The organism is Streptomyces sp. NPDC036815 (genome assembly GCF_055609205.1).
Genome location: NZ_JBVJPW010000029.1, coordinates 1 through 18,575 on the forward strand (window position 1 = coordinate 1; position 18,575 = coordinate 18,575).

An 18,575-nucleotide genomic window follows, 5' to 3' on the forward strand; every position below is an offset into this window, starting at 1 on the left:
CCGCGAACCGGCGAAGGCCATACGCGCAGTTCCCCGCGCCCCTGCGTCCGCCTTCGCCTTCGCCCGCAGCGCCATCGTGGTTGCTCGCGCAGTTCCCCGCGCCCCTGGGTGGTCCTCCTCGCCCCCCACCCGAAGGCACCGCCCAAGGGGCGCGAGGAACTGCGCGCCCAGCCACCGCGCACCCGCACGGGAAAAACAGCGAGGGAGCCCCCAGGGGCGCGGGGAACTGCGCGGTCTTTTCAGGGGCGCGGGGAACTGCGCGACCAGCCACGACGGGCCCGCACAGGGAAACGACGAGGAGGAACCCTTAAGGGGCGCGGGGAACTGCGCGAGAAACCCCCACCGGCCCGCAGGCACAAGCGCACCCCCTCCCGCCCAGGGCCCCACGACCTGAGCGCCCGCTTAGAAATGCGTCCTGAGTCACACCCCCCACCCCATGACCCACCCCATTACGTGCAGGTAACTTCCCAGTGAGTCCTGCCCCTTCGCCCCTGGAGCGCCCTGATGCCCGAAGCCGTGATCGTTTCTGCCGCACGCACCCCGATCGGCCGCGCCTTCAAGGGCTCGCTGAAGGATCTGCGTCCGGACGACCTGACCGCCACGGTCATCGAGGCCGCCCTCGCCAAGGTCCCGGAGCTCGACCCGAAGCTCATCGACGACCTGATGCTCGGCTGTGGCCTGCCGGGCGGCGAGCAGGGGCACAACCTCGGCCGCATCGTCGCCGTGCAGATGGGCATGGACCACCTGCCGGGCTGCACCATCACCCGGTACTGCTCATCCTCCCTGCAGACCAGCCGCATGGCCCTGCACGCCATCAAGGCGGGCGAGGGCGACGTCTTCATCTCCGCCGGCGTCGAGATGGTGTCGCGCAGCAAGAACGGGACCAGCGACCACCCCGACACCCACAACCCCCTCTTCGCCGACGCCGAGGCCCGCACCGCGGCCGTCGCCCAGAGCGAGGGCTCCACGTGGCACGACCCGCGCGAGGACGGCCTGGTCCCGGACGCGTACATCGCGATGGGCCAGACCGCCGAGAACCTGGCCCGCGCCAAGGGCGTCACCCGCAAGGACATGGACGAGTTCGGGGTCAGGTCCCAGAACCTCGCCGAGGAAGCGCTCAAGAACGGCTTCTGGGAGCGCGAGATCACCCCCGTCACGACCCCCGACGGCACCGTCGTCAGCAAGGACGACGGGCCCCGCGCCGGTGTCACCCTCGAAGGCGTCCAGGGCCTCAAGCCCGTCTTCCGCCCCGACGGGCTCGTCACCGCGGGCAACTGCTGCCCGCTGAACGACGGCGCCGCCGCCCTCGTGATCATGAGCGACACGAAGGCCCGCGAGCTGGGCCTGACCCCGCTCGCCCGCATCGTCTCCACCGGTGTCACCGGCCTCTCGCCCGAGATCATGGGCCTGGGCCCGGTCGAGGCCAGCAAGCAGGCCCTGAAGCGCGCCGGGCTCACCGTCGACGACATCGACCTCTTCGAGATCAACGAGGCCTTCGCCGCCCAGGTGATCCCCTCTTACCGCGACCTGAACATCCCGCTCGACAAGCTCAACGTCAACGGCGGCGCCATCGCGGTGGGCCACCCCTTCGGCATGACGGGCGCCCGCATCACGGGCACGCTCATCAACTCCCTCCAGTTCCACGACAAGCAGTTCGGCCTGGAGACGATGTGCGTGGGCGGCGGCCAGGGCATGGCGATGGTCATCGAGCGCCTCAGCTAGTCGCCGGGGCACCGCGGCACCGGGCGAGCAGCCCTCTTTTCGATGACGCACAGTTCGCGGGGCTGACGCTCCGTCTCTGCACCACTTCGTGACCCAATCTCCCCCAGGATGTGACCTATCTCCTGGGGGAGAGGCATATGCCCAGCTCAAGCCCCACCCGGGGGTACACCCCGGGTCCAAAGACCTGTCCAATTCGTGACGTAATGCACTGACAGGTGGATCGTGCAGGCTTCAAGCTGATGTAGGAAGTCGGGGGTCGACTTGAAACCGGGAGTACGTCAGTGAGCGCCTTGCCTCTTGCCCTGCTGCTCTCCACGGCCGCTGCCACGGCCGTGGGTGCCGCTGCCCTGCACGCGGTGCACGGTCTGCGGAAACAGCTCGCCGAGATCACAGCCCTGCACACCGAACTGGCCGAAAGCCGCGCCACGGGCGGCCCGCACCCCACGGTGCCGGGTGCCCGCGCCTCGGTCGACACCGACGAGATACGCGCGGCCGTGACCGAGGCCCTCGCCGAGGAACGTGAGCGCGAGCTCGCCGAGGCGCGCGCCTTCTGGGCCGCCCAGGAGGCCCGTGAGGGCGCCGACGGGCCGACGCTGCTCAGCGGCCTCTCCGGCCTGCCCGACGGCATCGCCGACGAGCTGTTCCTGCCGCGCCAGGCCGATTTCATGGGCCTGGAGTCGGACAGCCTGGAGCCGGTCACCGAACCCTTCGCCGACCCGGCGGGCACCGACGAATTCGCCGGGGACTCCCCGGAGTTGGCCGCCGCCCGGCGCCGTCACCCCTCGCACCCGGACTTCGTGCCGGTGCAGACGCCGACGCCCGAGGGGCACGGCGACCACGAGCGCACGGTCGCGTGTCTGGAGGAGCTGGCCGACGCCCGCACCGCCCTCGCCGACGTCCGCCCGGGCCCGCTCGGCACCCTGGATGTGTACGTCTTCGCGGACGGTACGACGCTGTGCATGACCCCCGGGCACCGCGAGACCGCGGAACTCCTGGCCAGGGCCCTGAGCGAGGGCCGGACCCCGGTCCTGCTCGGCGGCTCCGGCATCTCCGGCGCGTACGCCCTGACCTTCGAGTGCGGCGCCGAGAACATCTACATCCTGGCCGACCGGGTCATCGCCTCGGTCTGAGAGTCCGGGGCAGCGGGGCCGGTGTCACACTCCGGCCCTTTTCTGCGCCTGCGCCACCAGTTCCAGCGCCCGCGCCAGTTCCTGGGGGTCCGTCAGGACGAGGGCGAGATCGCGCCCCGCGACGGTGATCTGGTCGGCCGCGGCGAACATCCCCGCGTCCGGCATCTCCCGCGGCTCCGCGTCCGGCTCCTCGATGCGCTGTGCGGACAGCGCCAACTCCCTGGCCAGAGCCAGTGCTTCGGTCGCCGCTCCGCGCTGCAGGCGGCTCTGCGGCGCGGCCCGCAGGCGGTCGGCGAAATGGTCCACTGCGGCCGTCAAAGGCGTCGTATCGAGCACCCCGCGACCTTATGCGCCTTCCCGGGACTGTTGCCAACGCCCGAACGCTCAGGCACGGTGTCGTGAAGGACGGAACACATCGCGACGCGTCCGGAGGCGCCGATGTCCCAAGTCTTCTCCGAGGAGACCCACCGCAATCTGCTCGCCCGAATCCCCCAATGCACCGGTCGTGAAGTGTCCGACTGGCTCCGCGCCGTGGACGACGGCCCCTCTCTCTTCCGCTTCGAGGAGAAGGTGAGCTGGCTCCGCACCGAACACAACCTGGCCTACGGCCACGCGAAGGCGATCATCCACGAGTACGACCTCAGGCGGGCCGCCCGCAAACTCCTCTGACCCGCTCCAGCGCACCCCCGCTCCATCGCACGGCGAAGGGCCCGCGGACCGTCTCCGGTCCGCGGGCCCTTCGGTCGTTCGGGGTACCCCGATCAGTCTCAGTCGTTGCCCGAGAAGATCGCGATCAGACGCAGGAACTCCATGTAGATCCAGACGAGGGTCATCGTCAGACCGAACGCGGCGAGCCAGGCCTCTTCCTTCGGCGCGCCGTACGCGATGCCGTCCTCGACCTGCTTGAAGTCCAGGGCCAGGAAGCAGGCGCCGAGCAGGATGCCCACGATGCCGAAGACGATGCCGAGGCCGCCGCTGCGGAAGCCCAGACCGTCACCGCCGCCGAAGACCATGAACAGCAGGTTCACGGCGGTCAGCAGCAGGAAGCCCATCGCGGCGGCCATCACGAAGCCGTAGAAGCGACGGTTGACGCGGATCCAGCCCGCCTTGTACGCCACGAGGACGCCGATGAAGACGGCCATCGTGCCGAGCACGGCCTGCATGGCCGCGCCGCTCGCGATGCGATTGTCGACGACGCTGGAGACGACGCCGAGGAAGACGCCCTCCAGGGCGGCATACGTCAGGATCAGCGCGGGCGAGGCCTTGCGCTTGAAGGCCTGGACGAGGCCGAGCACCATCGCGACGAGGCCGGCGCCGATCGCGATGCCGTACGACTTGCTGATGTTGGCGTCGTCCACCGGCAGCAGCGCCCAGGCGAGCGCGGCCGTGACCACGAGCGTGCCGAGCGTGGTCGCCGTGCGCATGACGACGTCGTCCATCGTCATGCGGCCGGACGTGGTCACGGGCGCCTGGGGCGCTCCGTACTGCGCGTCCTGCTGGGCGTACGGATTGGTGGCGTACGGGTTGCCCGAGGGGGCCTGCTGGCCACCGGCGTACGGGTTGCCCTGGTGGGTCTGGGTCGCGGCTGCGGGTCCCCCGGCCTGCGGCTGCGCGCCGAAGCCGGCGTAGCCGTTGTCGCGGCTGAACCCCCGTCGCGAGAAGACCGGGTTACTGCTCCTCATTTCACTCCTCCATGGCCACCGGGTGTGGCTTTGCTCCAAGAGTAATGCGTAGGCAAAAGGATGAGCCTAGTGCTTGGGGAGGATCTTTCCCTCACTGTGACCGAGAACGCGTGGGACTGCCCTGACTGTTCCCGGATCGGAACCCTTCCCCCGCACGAGTGGCACCAGCGAGACGGCGACGGCGCCGAGCACCGCGGCCACCGCGAAGGTGGTGAAGCCGAGCGACGCGTTGCCGCCCGCGACCACCGCCCCGCCCAGCCACGGCCCGACGACCGCCCCGGTGCGCCCGACGCCGGTGACCCAGCCGAGCCCGGTGGCGCGCTGCGCGGGCGGATAGACCGTGGGAGTGGCCGCGTAGACCATGACCTGCGCGGAGAAGAGCCAGATGCCGGTGACGAAGACGACGGCGTAGGCGACGCCGAGCGGCAGCTGGGCCCTGAGCAGGAAGGCGCCGCACGCGGTCAGCAGGAACCAGACGGCGGAGACCCGGACCGCGCCGAAGCGGTCCGCGGTGCGCCCCGCGGCCAGCATGCCGACGATGCCGCCCGCGTTGATGACCATGAGGAAGGTGACGGAGGAGGAGAGCGAGTAGCCGGAGGCCCGCATGAGCTCGGGGAGCCAGGTGGAGACGCCGTAGACGAGGAGCAGCCCGGCGAAGGAGGCGAGCCACAGGAGCGGGGTCGCCAGGCGCCGCCCCGGGGCGAAGAGCGCGGCGACGGCGGCGAAGCGGCCCCTCGCCCCGGTCTCGGGGGCCTCGGCGGGGGTCGGGGCCAGCAGCAGGTAGCGGGCGGCGACCGCCTCGGCCTCCCGGGCGCGCCCCTTGGCGAGCAGCACGCCCGGCGACTCCGGCAGCCACTTCCACACCAGCGGCACGGCGACCGCCGCGGGGAGCACGCCCGTCCAGAAGACGAGGCGCCAGCCGGGGCCGGGGCCGAGCGCGAGGCCGAGGCCCGTCGCCGCCATGCCGCCCGCGTGGTACGAGGTCATCATGAGGCCGGTGGCGAGCGCGGCGCGGCGCGGCGGCGCGAACTCGGCGACGATCGCGAGCCCGATCGGCATGAGCCCGCCGAGCCCGAGCCCGGAGACGAACCGCCCCGCTCCGAAGAAGACGGCACCCGGCGCGAGCGCGCAGAGCGCGGAGCCCAGCGAGAAGAGGACGACGCTGCCGGTCACCATCGGCCTGCGTCCGGCCCAGTCGGTGAGGGTGCCGCAGCCGAGGGCGCCGACGAGCATGCCGAAGGTGGTCCAGGAGCCGATGGTGCCCGCGGTGGACGGGGTGAAGCCGAGGTCGGGGTCGTCGACGAGGTGCGGGAGGACGGCGCCGTAGAGGTTGACGTCCATCCCGTCGAAGAAGACGACGAGCCAGCACAGGGCGATGACGGGGGCGACGGATCGGAAGGTGCGCTCGGGGGGCGGCGCTTGAGGGGTCACGGGTTCTTCCTTCTGGCCGGTCCTGCCGGTCCTCGGCGGCCGGGCCCTCAGTGGTCCAGGGGGAATCCGGTGTAGGCCTGTGCGAGGTCGGCATCGGCGGCACGCGCGGTGGTGATCCGGTCGAGCCGGGCCAGCTGGACGCGGTCCTCGAAGGGGGTGGCGCCGGGCGCGCGGTGGAGCAGGGTCGTCATCTCGCACGAGAAGCGCTCGGCCTGCCAGACGCGGCGCAGGCAGGTCCGGGAGTACGCGTCGAGGCGGCTCGGGTCGCCCTTCTCGCGGTACCGGATCAACGCGCGGGCGAAGGTGACGACGTCGCCGACCGCGAGGTTGAGGCCCTTGGCGCCGGTCGGCGGGACGATGTGCGCGGCGTCCCCGGCGAGGAAGAGGCGGCCGTGCCGCATGGGCTCGTGGACGTAGCCGCGCATGGGTGTGACGGACTTGGCGACGACGGGTCCGCGCCGCAGCGCCCAGGCCGGGTCGTCGGTCTCCAGGCGGCGGTCGAGCTCGTCCCAGATCGCCTCGTCGGTCCAGTCGCCGGGGTCGGTGCCGTCGGGGACTTGCAGGTACGCGCGCGTGACGGTCGGCGACCGCATGGAGAGGAGGGCGAAGCCCCGGTCGTGGCGGGCGTAGACCAGCTCGTCGTGGGAGGGCGGGACGTCGGCGAGGATGCCGAGCCAGCCGTAGGGGTACGTGCGCTCGAACGTCCGGGCGAGCCCCCGCGGTACGGCCTTGCGGGCCACGCCCCAGAAGCCGTCGCAGCCCACTACGTAGTCGCACGCCAGGCTCTCCTCGTGCCCCTCGTGCCGGAAGCGGACGCGCGGGTTCTCGGTCTCCGCGCCCGTCACCTCCAGTGCCTCCGCCCCGAAGAGCAGCGGGCCGCCGTCCGCCGACTGGAGGGCGATGAGGTCCTTGCAGACCTCGGTCTGGGCGTAGACCATCACGGATCTGCCGCCGGTCAGCGCGGGGAAGTCGACGCGGTGCCTGCGGCGGTCGAAGCGCAGTTCGATGCCGTCGTGCGGGAGCCCCTCGCGGTCCATGCGGGCCCCCGCCCCCGCCTCGCGCAGCACGTCGACGGTGCCCTGTTCCAGGATTCCGGCGCGCTGGCGCTGTTCCACGTACGCGCGGTCGCGGCTCTCCAGGACGACGGACGCGATGCCCGCGTTGTGCAGGAGGCGGGCGAGGAGCAGCCCGGCCGGTCCCGCTCCGATGATTCCGACGGTGGTGCGCACGCCGATCCCCTCACCTGGACAGCCCACTCTTGTTCGCCTGGTGAACTTTCGTTCATAATGTGCTGACGGGAGTCTCCGGTCGCGGCTGTGCGCTGTCAACGGTCGTGCGGCGCCCGTTTTCGCGAGACGAGGAGCGCCCGAGTGCCGGAAGAGTCCGTACGTCCCCTGGAGCGCGGCCTCGCCGTCCTGCGGGCGCTCACGGTGGCGGACGGGGCCCGCGCGAGCGACCTCGTACGCGCCACGGGGCTGGCCCGCTCCACGGTCGACCGGGTCGTGGCGACCCTGAACCACCTCGGCTACGTCCGCGTACGCGGCCAGGAACTGCGCCTCACCCCTCGCCTCATGGAGTTCGGCAACGCCTACCTCGCGGCCAGCGGCCTGACCGGCGAGGTGGCGGCGCGCGCCGCGCGGCTCGCGGACGAGCTCGACGAGTCGGTCTCGCTCGCCGTGCCCGACGGCGACGGGGTGCGCTTCGTGGCACAGGCCGCGCGGCGCCGCGCGATGTCGGTCGCCTTCCGCATCGGCGACCTGCTGCCGCCCGAACGGTGCGCGCCGGGCGCGCTGTTCGCTGCCGCGTGGGACGAGGAGCGGTGGGCGGCGTGGCGGGCCCGCGTCGCCGCCGGGCCCGCGGCGGCCGCCTTCCCCGCCCTGCCGCCGGGCCCCGCACCGGCGGACCTGCCGGACCTCGCGTCCCGCGTGGCCCGCTCCCGCGAGACGGGCTGGGCCCTGGACGACCAGCTGATCGAGCCGGGCCTGATCGCGGTGGCGGTCCCGGTGCGCGACGGCTCGGGCGACATCCGGTGCGCCCTCTCGGTGGTGAGCCACACCAGCAGACACACGGCGACGGCCCTGGCCGACGCGATGCTCCCGCGCCTGCACACGGAGGCGGAACACTTGGCGTCCCTTTGGACCGCGGGTGCGGGCGCGGGCGCGGGACCGGCTGAGGTAGGGGGGTTGGTTTCACCGGGAGGGTCGGGGGTGGCGGCCGTGGAGGGGGCCCCGGGCGCACCGGATGCGTCGGCCACACCGGATGCGTCGACCGCACGAGAGAGGTCGGCCACACCGGGCGCCTCAGCCGTACCGGACGCACCCTACGCACCGGACGCGGCCGACCCCCTCGCCGCCAAGGCCGACCTCGGCGCCGGGTTCCTGCAGTCGCTGGCCCGCGGCCTCACCGTGTTGCGGGCCCTCGGCGAGGCCCGCGGGGACGGGCTGCCGCTCACCGCGCTCGCCGCGGCCACCGGGCTGCCGAGGGCCACCGCGCGGCGCTGCCTGCGCACCCTGGAGCTCGCCGGGTACGCGGCCCACGACGGCCGGCTGTACCGCCCGCTCCCCCGCATCCTGGAGCTCGGCCACGCCGCCCTGTCCCGGCTCACCTTCGCCGAGCTGGCCGAGCCGCACCTGCGCGACCTGACGGACCGGGTGCACCAGTCGGCGTCCGTGACGGTCCTGGACGGCACGGACATCCTGTACGTCGCGCGGGCGGCGACGGTACGCGTCATGAGCGTGCGTATCACGGTCGGCACCCGCTTCCCCGCGTACGCCACCGCCATGGGACGGGTCCTGCTCGCCGGGCTGCCGGACGCGGAGCGCGCCCGCCTCCTGCGGGCCGCGCCGCCGCGCGCCCTCACCCCGCACACCGTGACCGACCCCGGCGAGCTCGCCCGGCTCGTGGACCGGGTCGCCGCCGACGGCCACGCGGTCGCCGACCAGGAGCTGGAGGAGGGCCTGCGCTCGGTCGCCGTGCCGGTCAGGGACGCGCGGGGCAGGGTCGTCGCGGCGCTGAACGTGGCGCGGCACGCCGGTTCGGGCCCGGCGTCCGCGACCCGCGACGCCCTGCTCCCCGTACTGCGCGAGACCGCGGCGGCGATCGAGACCGACCTGCACACCGCGGCCCGCTTCAACAGGGATGTGGAGAAGGTGATCTGACGGGGGGTCAGGGTAAAGGGGGGCGGCCCTGGGGCGTCGCACCACGCGCGCACGAGCCGCACACGAGGGCGGCGGAGTGCAGCGGAAGTGCCCGGAGCCGGACTCGAACCGGCACGCCCCCGAGGGGCAGCGAGGTTTAAGCTCGCCGTGTCTGCATTCCACCATCCGGGCAGGCCATGGGCTCCGCGTCGAGGCTTCGACCCTATCGGGAGGCATCCCCCGAACAGCGGAGAGAGAGCCCGATGTTGTCTTATTTTATTGACGTCTGAGGGTGCATCAGTCCACGGCTCACTCCATCGGCACATGCCGGAGGCCTTTCCCCGGCCCCGGCCGGTCTCGTGGGCCTCTGCACGGAATGACGGAATTTAGCCGCCCTGACGGCCCCGTCCCCCCTTTCTCCCCCTTTCCGCATCAGGGATACGTGTCATCCCCAGGTATGACAGGGCAGCCTCAAGTCCGACTGGAGAGGGCCCCCGGAACCGGATCAGGGGGTGACTCCAGGGCGCTGATCGGCCAGGACGATGGAATACGTCCCCACACGTCGTCCCGACAGGAGCTCGTCCCGTGACCACCACCCCCTTCGCCACCCGCGCCACCGCCGTGGCGGCGCGCGCCACGGAACTCTCCAAGGTGTACGGACAGGGTGAGACCCAGGTGGTCGCCCTGGACCGCGTCTCCGTCGACTTCGGGCAGGGCGAGTTCACCGCGATCATGGGCCCCTCGGGCTCCGGCAAGTCCACCCTGATGCACTGCGTCGCGGGCCTGGACAGCTTCAGCTCCGGCTCCGTGCGCATCGGCGAGACCGAGCTGTCCACGCTCAAGGACAAGCAGCTCACCAAGCTCCGCCGGGACAAGATCGGCTTCATCTTCCAGGCGTTCAACCTGCTGCCGACCCTGACCGCCCTGGAGAACATCACGCTGCCGATGGACATCGCGGGCCGCAAGCCGAACCGGGAGTGGCTGGAGCAGGTCATCGAGATGGTCGGTCTCTCCGGGCGCCTCAAGCACCGCCCCACCGAGCTCTCCGGCGGCCAGCAGCAGCGCGTCGCCGTGGCCCGTGCGCTCGCCTCCCAGCCGGAGATCATCTTCGGTGACGAGCCGACCGGAAACCTCGACTCGCGCTCGGGCGCCGAGGTCCTGGGCTTCCTGCGCAACTCGGTGCGCGACCTGGGGCAGACCGTCGTGATGGTCACCCACGACCCGGTGGCCGCGTCGTACGCGGACCGCGTGATCTTCCTCGCCGACGGGCGGGTCGTCGACGAGATGCACCGGCCGACGGCGGACGGGGTGCTCGACCGGATGAAGCACTTCGACGCGAAGGGCCGCACGAGCTAGTGGCCGCTCGGCCTCGAGCGGGCGTTCCGTCCGCCGCCCCGGCCGAGCTCCCTCCGGGACTGCGGGCCGTTCGTGGCTGAGCGCGCAGTTCCCCGCGCCCCTGGGAAAGCCCCTGCGGGGCATTTCCCCTCTCACCTCCCCCCTGGACTCACACCCATGTTCCGTACCGCCCTGCGCAACGTGCTCGCGCACAAGGCCAGGCTGCTGATGACCGTGCTCGCCGTCATGCTCGGCGTCGCCTTCGTCTCCGGCACCCTCGTCTTCACCGACACCTTCGGCAACGCCTACAAGAACAAGTCGGCGAAGAGCTTCGACCACGTCTCCGTGGCCGTCCTGTCCGACGGCAGCTCCGACAGCGATTCCTCCGACGGCGGCGAGCGGCGCTCCAAACTCACCGACGCCCTCCTGAAGAAGACCCGGGCCCTGCCCGGCGCGGACTCCGCCATCGGGTCCGTCAGCGGCTTCACCGCGCTCGCCGACAAGAACGGCAAGCTGGTCGGCGGCGAGTGGGGTACCACCGGGACCAACTACTACCCGGGCAAGGGCGGCAAGGACCCGCGCTACGACTTCACCGCGGGCACCGCCCCGAAGTCCGTCGCCGCCATCGCCCTCGACAGCCGTACCGCCGAGCGCACCGGCTACAAGGTGGGCGACACCGTCCGCTACTCCACCGACGGCCCGGTGCGGACCGCGAAGGTCAGCGGCATCTTCGACACCGACGACGGCAGCGTGGTCGCGGGCGGCAGCCTGGTGGTCTTCGACAACAAGACCGCGCTCAAGGAGCTCAACAAGACCGGCTACGACGAGATCGACGTCAAGGCGGCCTCCGGCACGTCCGAGGCGGCCCTGAAGAGCTCGGTCGAGAAGCTCCTGCCCAAGGACGCCTCGCTGATGACGGGCGGCGAGCTCAAGAGCCAGCAGGACGACATGATCGAGCGCGGCACCAGCTCGATGAGCCAGGTCCTGCTGATCTTCGCCGGTATCGCCCTCTTCGTCGGCATCTTCATCATCGCCAACACGTTCACCATGCTGGTCGCCCAGCGCACCAAGGAACTCGCCCTGATGCGGGCGGTCGGTGCCTCGCGCCGCCAGGTGACGCGCTCCGTGCTCATCGAGGCGTTCCTCGTCGGCCTGGTCGCCGCCGTCGCGGGCTTCGCGCTCGGCATCGGCGTGGCCGTGGGCCTGGAGACCCTGATGAACTCCGGCGGTGCCGCGCTGCCCGAAGGCCCCCTCGTCATCGGCCCGACCACCGTGCTCGCCGCGCTCCTGATCGGCGTGGTCGTCACCATGCTGGCCGCCTGGCTGCCGGGCCGCCGCGCCGCCAGGATCCCGCCGGTCGCCGCCATGAACAGCGTCCACGCGACGCCCACGACGCGCGGCCTGATCGTCCGCAACACCATCGGCTCGATCGTCGTCGCCCTCGGCACGCTGCTGCTCTTCAACGACGACAACTACGTGATGGCGGGCGGCGCGGCGGTCATCCTCGTCGGCGTCATCGTCCTCACGCCGCTGCTGTCCCGCCCGTTCATCGCCGCCTCCGCGCCGCTCCTGAAGACGTTCGGCGTCACCGGCAAGCTGTCCCGCCTCAACTCGGTCCGCAACCCGCGCCGCACCGCCTCCACCGCCTCGGCCCTGATGATCGGCCTCACCCTGATCACGGCGATGACGGTCGTCGCGATGTCCATGGGCAGCGCCATCGACAAGATGGCGGCCGGTTCCCTGAAGGCCGACTACAGCGTCTCGATGGCGAACTTCCAGCCGCTGACCCCCGAGGTCCGCGGCAAGCTGGACAAGCTCCCCGAGGTCGAGGCGACCAGCCCGCTGCGCACCGCGTACGGCGAGGCCGACGGCAGCTGGTCCACCATCTCCGGCGTCGACCCGAAGACCTTCGGCAAGCTGATCGGCATGGACTTCACCAGCGGCTCGCTCGACGGCCTCGCGTCCGGCGGCGCGCTCATCGACGAGGACACCGCCAAGGACACGGACCTGAAGGCGGGCGACACCTTCCCGCTGAAGTTCGACGACGACGACAAGACGGTCCGGCTGAAGGTCGCCGGAGTCTACGAGCGCAACGAGATGCTCAGCGGCGTCTTCGCTCCCACCTCCGTCGTCGACCCGCACCTCGACAAGCTCGTCGACAAGCAGGTGCTCGTGAAGATGAAGGACGGCACCTCCGACAAGGCCGAGAACGCCATCATCGACGCCCTGGGCGACAACCCCGCCATCACCGTCCGGGACAAGGCCGCGATCAGCAACCAGGTCGCGGGCGGCATCAACATGATCCTCAACATGCTGTACGGCCTCCTGGGGATGGCCATCCTGATCGCGGTGCTCGGTGTCATCAACACCCTGGCCATGTCGGTCTTCGAGCGGAAGCACGAGATCGGCATGTTGCGGGCCATCGGCCTCGACCGTGCGAAGGTCAAGCAGATGGTGCGCCTCGAAGCGGTCATCATCTCGCTGTTCGGCGCGGTGCTCGGCATCGGTCTCGGGCTCTTCATGGCCTGGGCGATGGGCAGCAGCATCAGCGACGCGATGACGACGTACACGATGGAGATCCCGTTCGGCCGCATCGCGGTCTTCCTGGGGATCGCGGCCCTGGTCGGCGTCCTCGCGGCGATGTGGCCGGCCCGCAGCGCGGCGCGGCTGAATCCGCTGCTCGCCATCAAGAGCGAGTAGCGCTCCCGCGGGGGGGGACCGTTCAAAGGGCCCTGGGTGAGGTTTCCTCGTCCAGGGCCCTTCGGGTGTTCGGTGTATCGCCGCTTCGCGGCTCGTCCTCAAACGCCGGACGGGCTGGAACCACGCCCCGGACAGGCTGGGCCTATCGCCACGCTCTGGCGCGCAGCGGCATCCCTGAAGAGCCCGTCTCCGGGGTCTTCACCGCCAGGACCTGGTTCACGCCGATGCGGTTGCGTTCGAAGGCCAGGGCGGAGGCGGCCATGTAGAGGCGCCAGACGCGGGCCCGGCCCGGCGAGGTGAGGCGCTGGCCTTCGGCCCAGTGCGCCTCCAGGTTCGCGACCCAGCGGCGCAGCGTGAGGGCGTAGTGCTCGCGGATCGCCTCCAGGTCGCGGACCTCGAATCCGGCCCGCTCCAGGAGCGCGACCGTGCTGCCCACAGGCGCCAGCTCCCCGTCGGGGAAGACGTACGCGTCGATGAACTCGTCCACGCTGTACGCCGATTCGTCGGCCTGCGGACGCCGCGCGATCTGGTGGTTGAGCAGCCGTCCGCCGGGGCGCAGCAGGGCGTACAGGTCGTGCGCGTACTCCAGGTAGCGCTCGGCGCCGACGTGTTCGGCCATGCCGATGGAGCTGATGGCGTCGTAGGGCCCGTCGCGTACGTCGCGGTAGTCCTGGACGCGGATCTCGATGCGGTCCGTCAGCCCCTCCTCGGCGATCCGCTTCCTGGCGTAGGCGGCCTGTTCCTGCGAGAGGGTGACGCCCACGACGCTCACGCCGTACTCGCGGGCCGCGTGGATCGCCATGGAACCCCAGCCGCAGCCGACGTCGAGCAGGCGCATGCCGGGCCGCAGGCCGAGCTTGCGCGCGACGATGTCCAGCTTGTCGCGCTGGGCGTCCTCCAGGGTGGAGCCGGGCGACTCCCAGTACGCGCACGAGTAGACCATCGAGGGGCCGAGGACCAGCTCGTAGAAGTCGTTGCCGACGTCGTAGTGGTGGCTGATGGCCTGCCGGTCGCTGCCCTTGGTGTGGCGGTGGAGGCGGCCGCGTCTGCGCATCTCCTCGGGCGGCGGGGAGGGCGGCAGGAAGGGCGCCGAGAGGGCGAGCAGCGAGCGGGCGGCGGCGCGGACCTCGGGGTCGTGCAGGGCTTCCCGCAGGCCCCCGGCGTCCTCGTCGCGCTCCCAGATGTACTCCGCGAGCCGGTCGAGGACCTCGTACAGGTCGCCGTCGACGTCCAGGTCCCCGGCCACCCAGGCGCGGGCGAGGCCCAGCTCGCCCGGCTTCCACAGCAGGTGGCGCAGGGCCCGGCGGTTGCGCACGACGACGACGGGGGCGCCCGGCGGGCCCGCCTCCGACCGGTCCCAGGCGCGGACGCGCACGGGAAGCGGGGCTCCGATGAGCCGCTCGGCGAGATTCTGCAGCCGCAGTGCGGCGTCGTGCATGACGCACCTCCGAATGGGCCTCCCCGCCCGGCTGGAATCGGGGCTCGGGGGAGGCGGGTCCCGGGACGGTCCAACACCACGTAAACACCGGAACCCCCCGGGCGCAGTCCCGTTGCGGCGTCACGGAAGGGCAAAATAGATGGCTATCGCATCTACTTGTTCACGGGGAGGCCGAAGAGGTCATGTACCCGGGACCCGGGTGCGCCGAAGGGGGCCGCCCGCACCACGGATGGCGGGCGGCCCCCTTCGGGGTGGATCAGCGACGCGAGGTCAGGAGGCCTTCGCCCGCTCCTCGGTCTTCGCCGCGGGGGCCGGCTCGGCCGCCACCGCGGGCTTCGGGGCGGGCTTGGCCGCCTCGTAGAACTCCTCGCGCGGCGTCTCCATGGCGCCGAGCGAGACGACCTCGCGCTTGAGGAACATGCCGAGGGTCCAGTCCGCGAAGACGCGGATCTTGCGGTTGAACGTCGGCATCGCCATGCCGTGGTACGCGCGGTGCATGTACCAGGCGAGACGGCCCTTGAGCTTGATCTTCATCTTGCCCATGACGATCATCGCGACGCCCTTGTGCAGGCCGAGACCGGCGACCGCACCCTTGTTGGCGTGGCTGTACTCCTTCTGCGGGAAGCCCCGCATGCCGGAGATCACGTTGTCGCCGAGGACCTTCGCCTGACGCAGCGCGTGCTGGGCGTTCGGCGGGCACCAGGCGTTCTCGTTGCCGGCCTTGCGGCCGACCACGTCCGGCACCTGGGCGTTGTCGCCCGCGGCCCAGATGTAGTCCGTGCCCTGCACCTGGAGCGTCGTCTGGGTGTCCACGTGGCCGCGCGGGCCGAGCGGCAGACCGAAGCGGGACAGCGCCGGGTTCGGCTTGACGCCCGCGGTCCACACGATGGTGTTGGAGTCGACCTCGAGGCCGTTGTTCAGGACCACGTGGCCGTCCACGCAGGAGTCCATGCCGGTCTTCAGGTAGACCTCGACACCGCGGCCTTCCAGGTGCTCCTTGCCGTACTGGCCGAGCTTCGGGCCGACCTCGGGGAGGATCTTGTCCGCGACGTCGACGAGCACGAAGCGCATGTCCTCGCGCTTGACGTTGCTGTAGTACTTGGCCGCGTCGCGGGCCATGTCCTCGACCTCGCCGATGGTCTCCGCGCCCGCGAAGCCACCGCCGACGAAGACGAAGGTCAACGCCTTGCGGCGGACCTCCTCGTCCGTCGTGGAGTCAGCCTTGTCGAGCTGCTCCAGGACGTGGTTGCGCAGGCCGATGGCCTCCTCGATGCCCTTCATGCCGATGCCCTGCTCGGCGAGGCCGGGGATCGGGAAGGTGCGGGAGACCGCGCCCATCGCGATGACGAGGTAGTCGAAGGGCAGCTCGTAGGCCTCGCCGACGAGCGGCGCGATCGTGGCCACCTTGCGGTCCTGGTCGATGGTGGTGACCCGGCCGGTGAGGACCTCGGCCCTCGGCAGTACGCGTCGCAGCGGTACGACGACGTGCCGGGGCGAGATGCTGCCTGCGGCGGCTTCGGGGAGGAAGGGCTGGTAGGTCATGTACGAACGGGGGTCGACGACCGTGACGGTCGCCTCTCCGAAGCGCATCTTCTTGAGAATGCGCCGAGCTGCGTACAGGCCTACGTACCCACCGCCTACTACGAGGATCCTGGGACGCTCCGTGGTGCTCATGCCATCGAGTATCCACCCGCCCGACGGGGGTCGCTCGTGCGCCCCTTCACAAGCATGCGGAGGGCCTCTGCTACACTTCGCCGCCCACGTGACGGAGGTCATGGCGCCGCAGGGGAACCACGGTGCCACACGAGTCGTTGTTCACCCCTTGTGAGCTGCACTCCGAGGCCTCGTACGGAGTGGACCACTGGAGCGCGAGGCGTCCCGTCCGGACCCGTGCACCGCTCCGATCCCACGGCGCGCGCCCGGCGCGGGCCCCGTTCGGACGCCGGGGACCCCCTCACCTCGCCCATCAGGGCCGTTTTCCTTGTGAAGAACTTCACGAAGTTTCCCGACGCGCTGTCGCCGGAGGCCCTCCAGACCCCCCTGGCGACCGCTCAGACGGTACAGGACGCGCTCAGGCGTACCCCTGCCGGACCCGCTCCGCGACCTGTTCGGGCCCGTCCCCCGTTCGGCCCAGCCCTCCGCGCCGCGGCCCGGCGCCGCGCGGAGAGTGGGGGCAAGCCGACAAGGGAGGTTTCCCATGCGGAAAGCAGACCTGTACGCCCTGGATCTGACCGGGGCGAAGTGGCACAAGAGCAGCTACAGCGGGCCCGACGGCAACTGCGTCGAGGTGGCGGTGCTGCCGCACGGCGCCGTGGCCCTGCGCGACTCGCGCAACCCCGGCCGCGGGGACCTGCGCTTCACCCGGGACGAGTGGTCCGCCTTCCGGGACGGCACACGGGACGGCGAGTTCGGCTGACCGGCGGCGGCCGACCGGCACCGACACACCGCCCCGCCCCCGACTTCAGGCTCAGGCTTCAGGAGAGGTCGGGGGCGGCCTGCGCCTGGTCCTCGATCTCCTGCGCCACCTTGTACGCGATGCCGTCGAGGATGTCGTGCTCCGAGACGACGACCTCGCGGGCGCCCACCCTGTCCATGATCGCGAGCAGCACGAGGGCGCCCGACGCAATGACGTCGACACGGCCCGCGTGCATCACCGGGATCGCTGCGCGCTCGTCGTGCGTGGCGCGGATCAGCCGCTCCACGATGGCGCTGACCTGCTCGTAGGGAATCCGGGAGTGGTGGATCGCCCGCCAGTCGTACGTGTCGAGACCCAGGGCGATCGCGGCGACGGTGGTCACCGAGCCCGCCAGGCCCACGAGCGTGCGGGCCTCCTTGAGCGGGACCGTCCGCTCGGCGAGGTCGAGCGCCGCCTCGATGTCGGCGCGGATGGCGTCGAGCTGTCCCGACTCCGGCGGGTCGGTGACGACCCCGTCGCGTACGAGATGGCGCTCGGTCATGCGCACGCAGCCGACGTCGACCGAGCGGGCCGCCTGCACCTCGTCGGTGCCGACCACGAACTCGGTGGAGCCGCCGCCGATGTCCACGACCAGGTAGGGCGTGGCGAGGTCGTCCCGCCCCGTCAGCTCCTTGGTCGCGCCGGTGAAGGAGAACTCCGCCTCCTGGTCGCCGCTGATGACCTCCGGCTCGACGCCGAGGATGTCCAGGACGCCGCTGACGAACGCGTCGCGGTTCTCCGCGTCGCGGGACGCGGAGGTGGCGACGAAGCGGACGCGCTCGGCGCCGTGCTCCTTGATGACGGCGGCGTACTCGCGGCACGCCGCGAAGGTGCGCTCCAGGGCGTCGGGGGCGAGGCGGCCCGTCCGGTCGACGTCCTGGCCCAGCCGGACGATCGTCATCCGCCGGTCCAGGTCAACCAGTTCGCCCGTGACGGGGTCGGCGTCCGCGACGAGCAGGCGGATCGAGTTGGTGCCGCAGTCGATGGCGGCGACGCGGGTCACTCGCTCTCCTCGGCGGCGCACGGCGTGACGCAGGGGCCCTTGGCCCACCACTCGGGAAGCATCGCGATGGCCTCGTCGCCCAGCGGGTTCACGCCGGGGCCCGCGGCCAGCGAGTGGCCGACCAGGACGTGCAGGCACTTCACGCGGTCCGGCATGCCGCCCGCGCTCGGGAAGCCCTCCAGGACCTCGATGGCGTCACGGCGCGCGATGTAGTCCTCGTGCGCCTTGCGGTAGGCGGCGGCCAGTTCGGGGTCCGTCCGCAGCCGCTCCGACATCTCCCTCATCACGCCGTTGGCTTCGAGGGTGCCGATCGCGGACGCGGCCCGCGGGCACGTCAGGTAGTACGTCGTGGGGAACGGCGTACCGTCCGGGAGGCGCGGCGCCGTCTCGACGACGTCCGGCTGGCCGCAGGGGCAGCGGTGCGCGATGGCCCGCAGGCCGCGCGGCGGGCGGCCGAGCTGCTGCTTGAAGGCCTCGACGTCGGCGTCGGTCGGCTCGGTGCGCGAGGTGGTCGGCGGAGGCGTGTGCATGCCTGTCTTTCC

15 protein-coding genes and 1 tRNA gene are annotated in these 18,575 nt (G+C 71.5%); 7 read left to right on the forward strand and 9 right to left on the reverse strand.

All coding sequences use genetic code 11. From position 1 onward, the window contains the following. The first annotated feature begins 504 nt into the window (after window positions 1-504). Together ACZ69I_RS35820 and ACZ69I_RS35825 are read left to right on the forward strand one after the other, a co-directional pair. On the forward strand, window positions 505-1,722 hold the full coding sequence (locus ACZ69I_RS35820; protein ID WP_467672184.1) for an acetyl-CoA C-acetyltransferase: 1,218 nt from the start codon (window positions 505-507) through the stop codon (window positions 1,720-1,722). A gap of 281 nt (window positions 1,723-2,003) precedes the next feature. Further along, window positions 2,004-2,852, forward strand: coding sequence for a hypothetical protein (locus tag ACZ69I_RS35825; protein ID WP_467672186.1), 849 nt, complete (start codon window positions 2,004-2,006; stop codon window positions 2,850-2,852). 24 nt (window positions 2,853-2,876) lie between these two features. Here the strand turns inward: ACZ69I_RS35825 and ACZ69I_RS35830 are convergent, their stop codons facing one another. Then, window positions 2,877-3,188 (reverse strand): hypothetical protein, encoded by a 312-nt coding sequence (locus tag ACZ69I_RS35830; RefSeq protein ID WP_467672188.1) that lies wholly within the window; start codon window positions 3,186-3,188, stop codon window positions 2,877-2,879. Between the two features lie 102 nt (window positions 3,189-3,290). On the opposite strand from ACZ69I_RS35830, the gene ACZ69I_RS35835 reads away from it, so the two are divergent. Further along, window positions 3,291-3,521 (forward strand): DUF4287 domain-containing protein, encoded by a 231-nt coding sequence (locus ACZ69I_RS35835; RefSeq protein WP_361726387.1) that lies wholly within the window; start codon window positions 3,291-3,293, stop codon window positions 3,519-3,521. A 98-nt stretch (window positions 3,522-3,619) separates the two neighbouring features. Here the strand turns inward: ACZ69I_RS35835 and ACZ69I_RS35840 are convergent, their stop codons facing one another. The 3 genes from ACZ69I_RS35840 to ACZ69I_RS35850 all read right to left on the reverse strand — a co-directional run bounded on the left by ACZ69I_RS35840 (window position 3,620) and on the right by ACZ69I_RS35850 (window position 7,194). Further along, complete coding sequence (locus tag ACZ69I_RS35840) at window positions 3,620-4,534, reverse strand: Bax inhibitor-1/YccA family protein (RefSeq protein WP_470836681.1); 915 nt, start codon at window positions 4,532-4,534, stop codon at window positions 3,620-3,622. A gap of 66 nt (window positions 4,535-4,600) precedes the next feature. Next, on the reverse strand, window positions 4,601-5,965 hold the full coding sequence (locus ACZ69I_RS35845) for an MFS transporter (protein WP_470836683.1): 1,365 nt from the start codon (window positions 5,963-5,965) through the stop codon (window positions 4,601-4,603). 47 nt (window positions 5,966-6,012) lie between these two features. After that, window positions 6,013-7,194, reverse strand: coding sequence for a 4-hydroxybenzoate 3-monooxygenase (locus tag ACZ69I_RS35850; protein WP_470836685.1), 1,182 nt, complete (start codon window positions 7,192-7,194; stop codon window positions 6,013-6,015). 141 nt (window positions 7,195-7,335) lie between these two features. Here ACZ69I_RS35850 and ACZ69I_RS35855 point away from each other — a divergent pair, with 141 nt between their 5' ends. Continuing rightward, a complete protein-coding gene (locus ACZ69I_RS35855) occupies window positions 7,336-9,123 on the forward strand; it encodes an IclR family transcriptional regulator domain-containing protein (protein WP_470836686.1) in 1,788 nt (595 codons plus the stop codon). Between the two features lie 88 nt (window positions 9,124-9,211). Here the strand turns inward: ACZ69I_RS35855 and ACZ69I_RS35860 are convergent. Then, window positions 9,212-9,294: transfer RNA gene (locus tag ACZ69I_RS35860), tRNA-Leu, on the reverse strand. A 393-nt stretch (window positions 9,295-9,687) separates the two neighbouring features. Here ACZ69I_RS35860 and ACZ69I_RS35865 point away from each other — a divergent pair. Next, window positions 9,688-10,458 (forward strand): ABC transporter ATP-binding protein, encoded by a 771-nt coding sequence (locus ACZ69I_RS35865; protein ID WP_389717778.1) that lies wholly within the window; start codon window positions 9,688-9,690, stop codon window positions 10,456-10,458. A gap of 156 nt (window positions 10,459-10,614) precedes the next feature. After that, window positions 10,615-13,137, forward strand: a complete 2,523-nt coding sequence (locus ACZ69I_RS35870; protein ID WP_470836687.1) for an ABC transporter permease — start codon at window positions 10,615-10,617, stop codon at window positions 13,135-13,137. Between the two features lie 142 nt (window positions 13,138-13,279). On the opposite strand, the gene ACZ69I_RS35875 is transcribed toward ACZ69I_RS35870, so the two are convergent. Next, the gene (locus tag ACZ69I_RS35875; RefSeq protein ID WP_470836688.1) at window positions 13,280-14,575 is read right to left on the reverse strand and encodes a class I SAM-dependent methyltransferase; all 1,296 of its coding nucleotides are present in this window, start codon (window positions 14,573-14,575) and stop codon (window positions 13,280-13,282) included. Between the two features lie 270 nt (window positions 14,576-14,845). Next, entirely contained in the window at window positions 14,846-16,249 is a 1,404-nt protein-coding gene (locus ACZ69I_RS35880) for an NAD(P)/FAD-dependent oxidoreductase (protein ID WP_470836690.1), read from the reverse strand. Window positions 16,250-16,772: 523 nt separating this feature from the next. On the opposite strand from ACZ69I_RS35880, the gene ACZ69I_RS35885 reads away from it, so the two are divergent. After that, window positions 16,773-16,991: a DUF397 domain-containing protein gene (locus ACZ69I_RS35885; RefSeq protein WP_467672204.1), complete on the forward strand. Its 219-nt coding sequence runs from the start codon at window positions 16,773-16,775 to the stop codon at window positions 16,989-16,991. A gap of 58 nt (window positions 16,992-17,049) precedes the next feature. On the opposite strand, the gene ACZ69I_RS35890 is transcribed toward ACZ69I_RS35885, so the two are convergent. Continuing rightward, on the reverse strand, window positions 17,050-18,033 hold the full coding sequence (locus ACZ69I_RS35890; RefSeq protein ID WP_470836691.1) for a Ppx/GppA phosphatase family protein: 984 nt from the start codon (window positions 18,031-18,033) through the stop codon (window positions 17,050-17,052). Continuing rightward, the gene (locus tag ACZ69I_RS35895) at window positions 18,030-18,563 is read right to left on the reverse strand and encodes a DUF501 domain-containing protein (protein WP_470836693.1); all 534 of its coding nucleotides are present in this window, start codon (window positions 18,561-18,563) and stop codon (window positions 18,030-18,032) included. The genes ACZ69I_RS35890 and ACZ69I_RS35895 overlap by 4 nt, the downstream gene beginning before the upstream one ends. Between the last annotated feature and the right edge of the window lie 12 nt (window positions 18,564-18,575).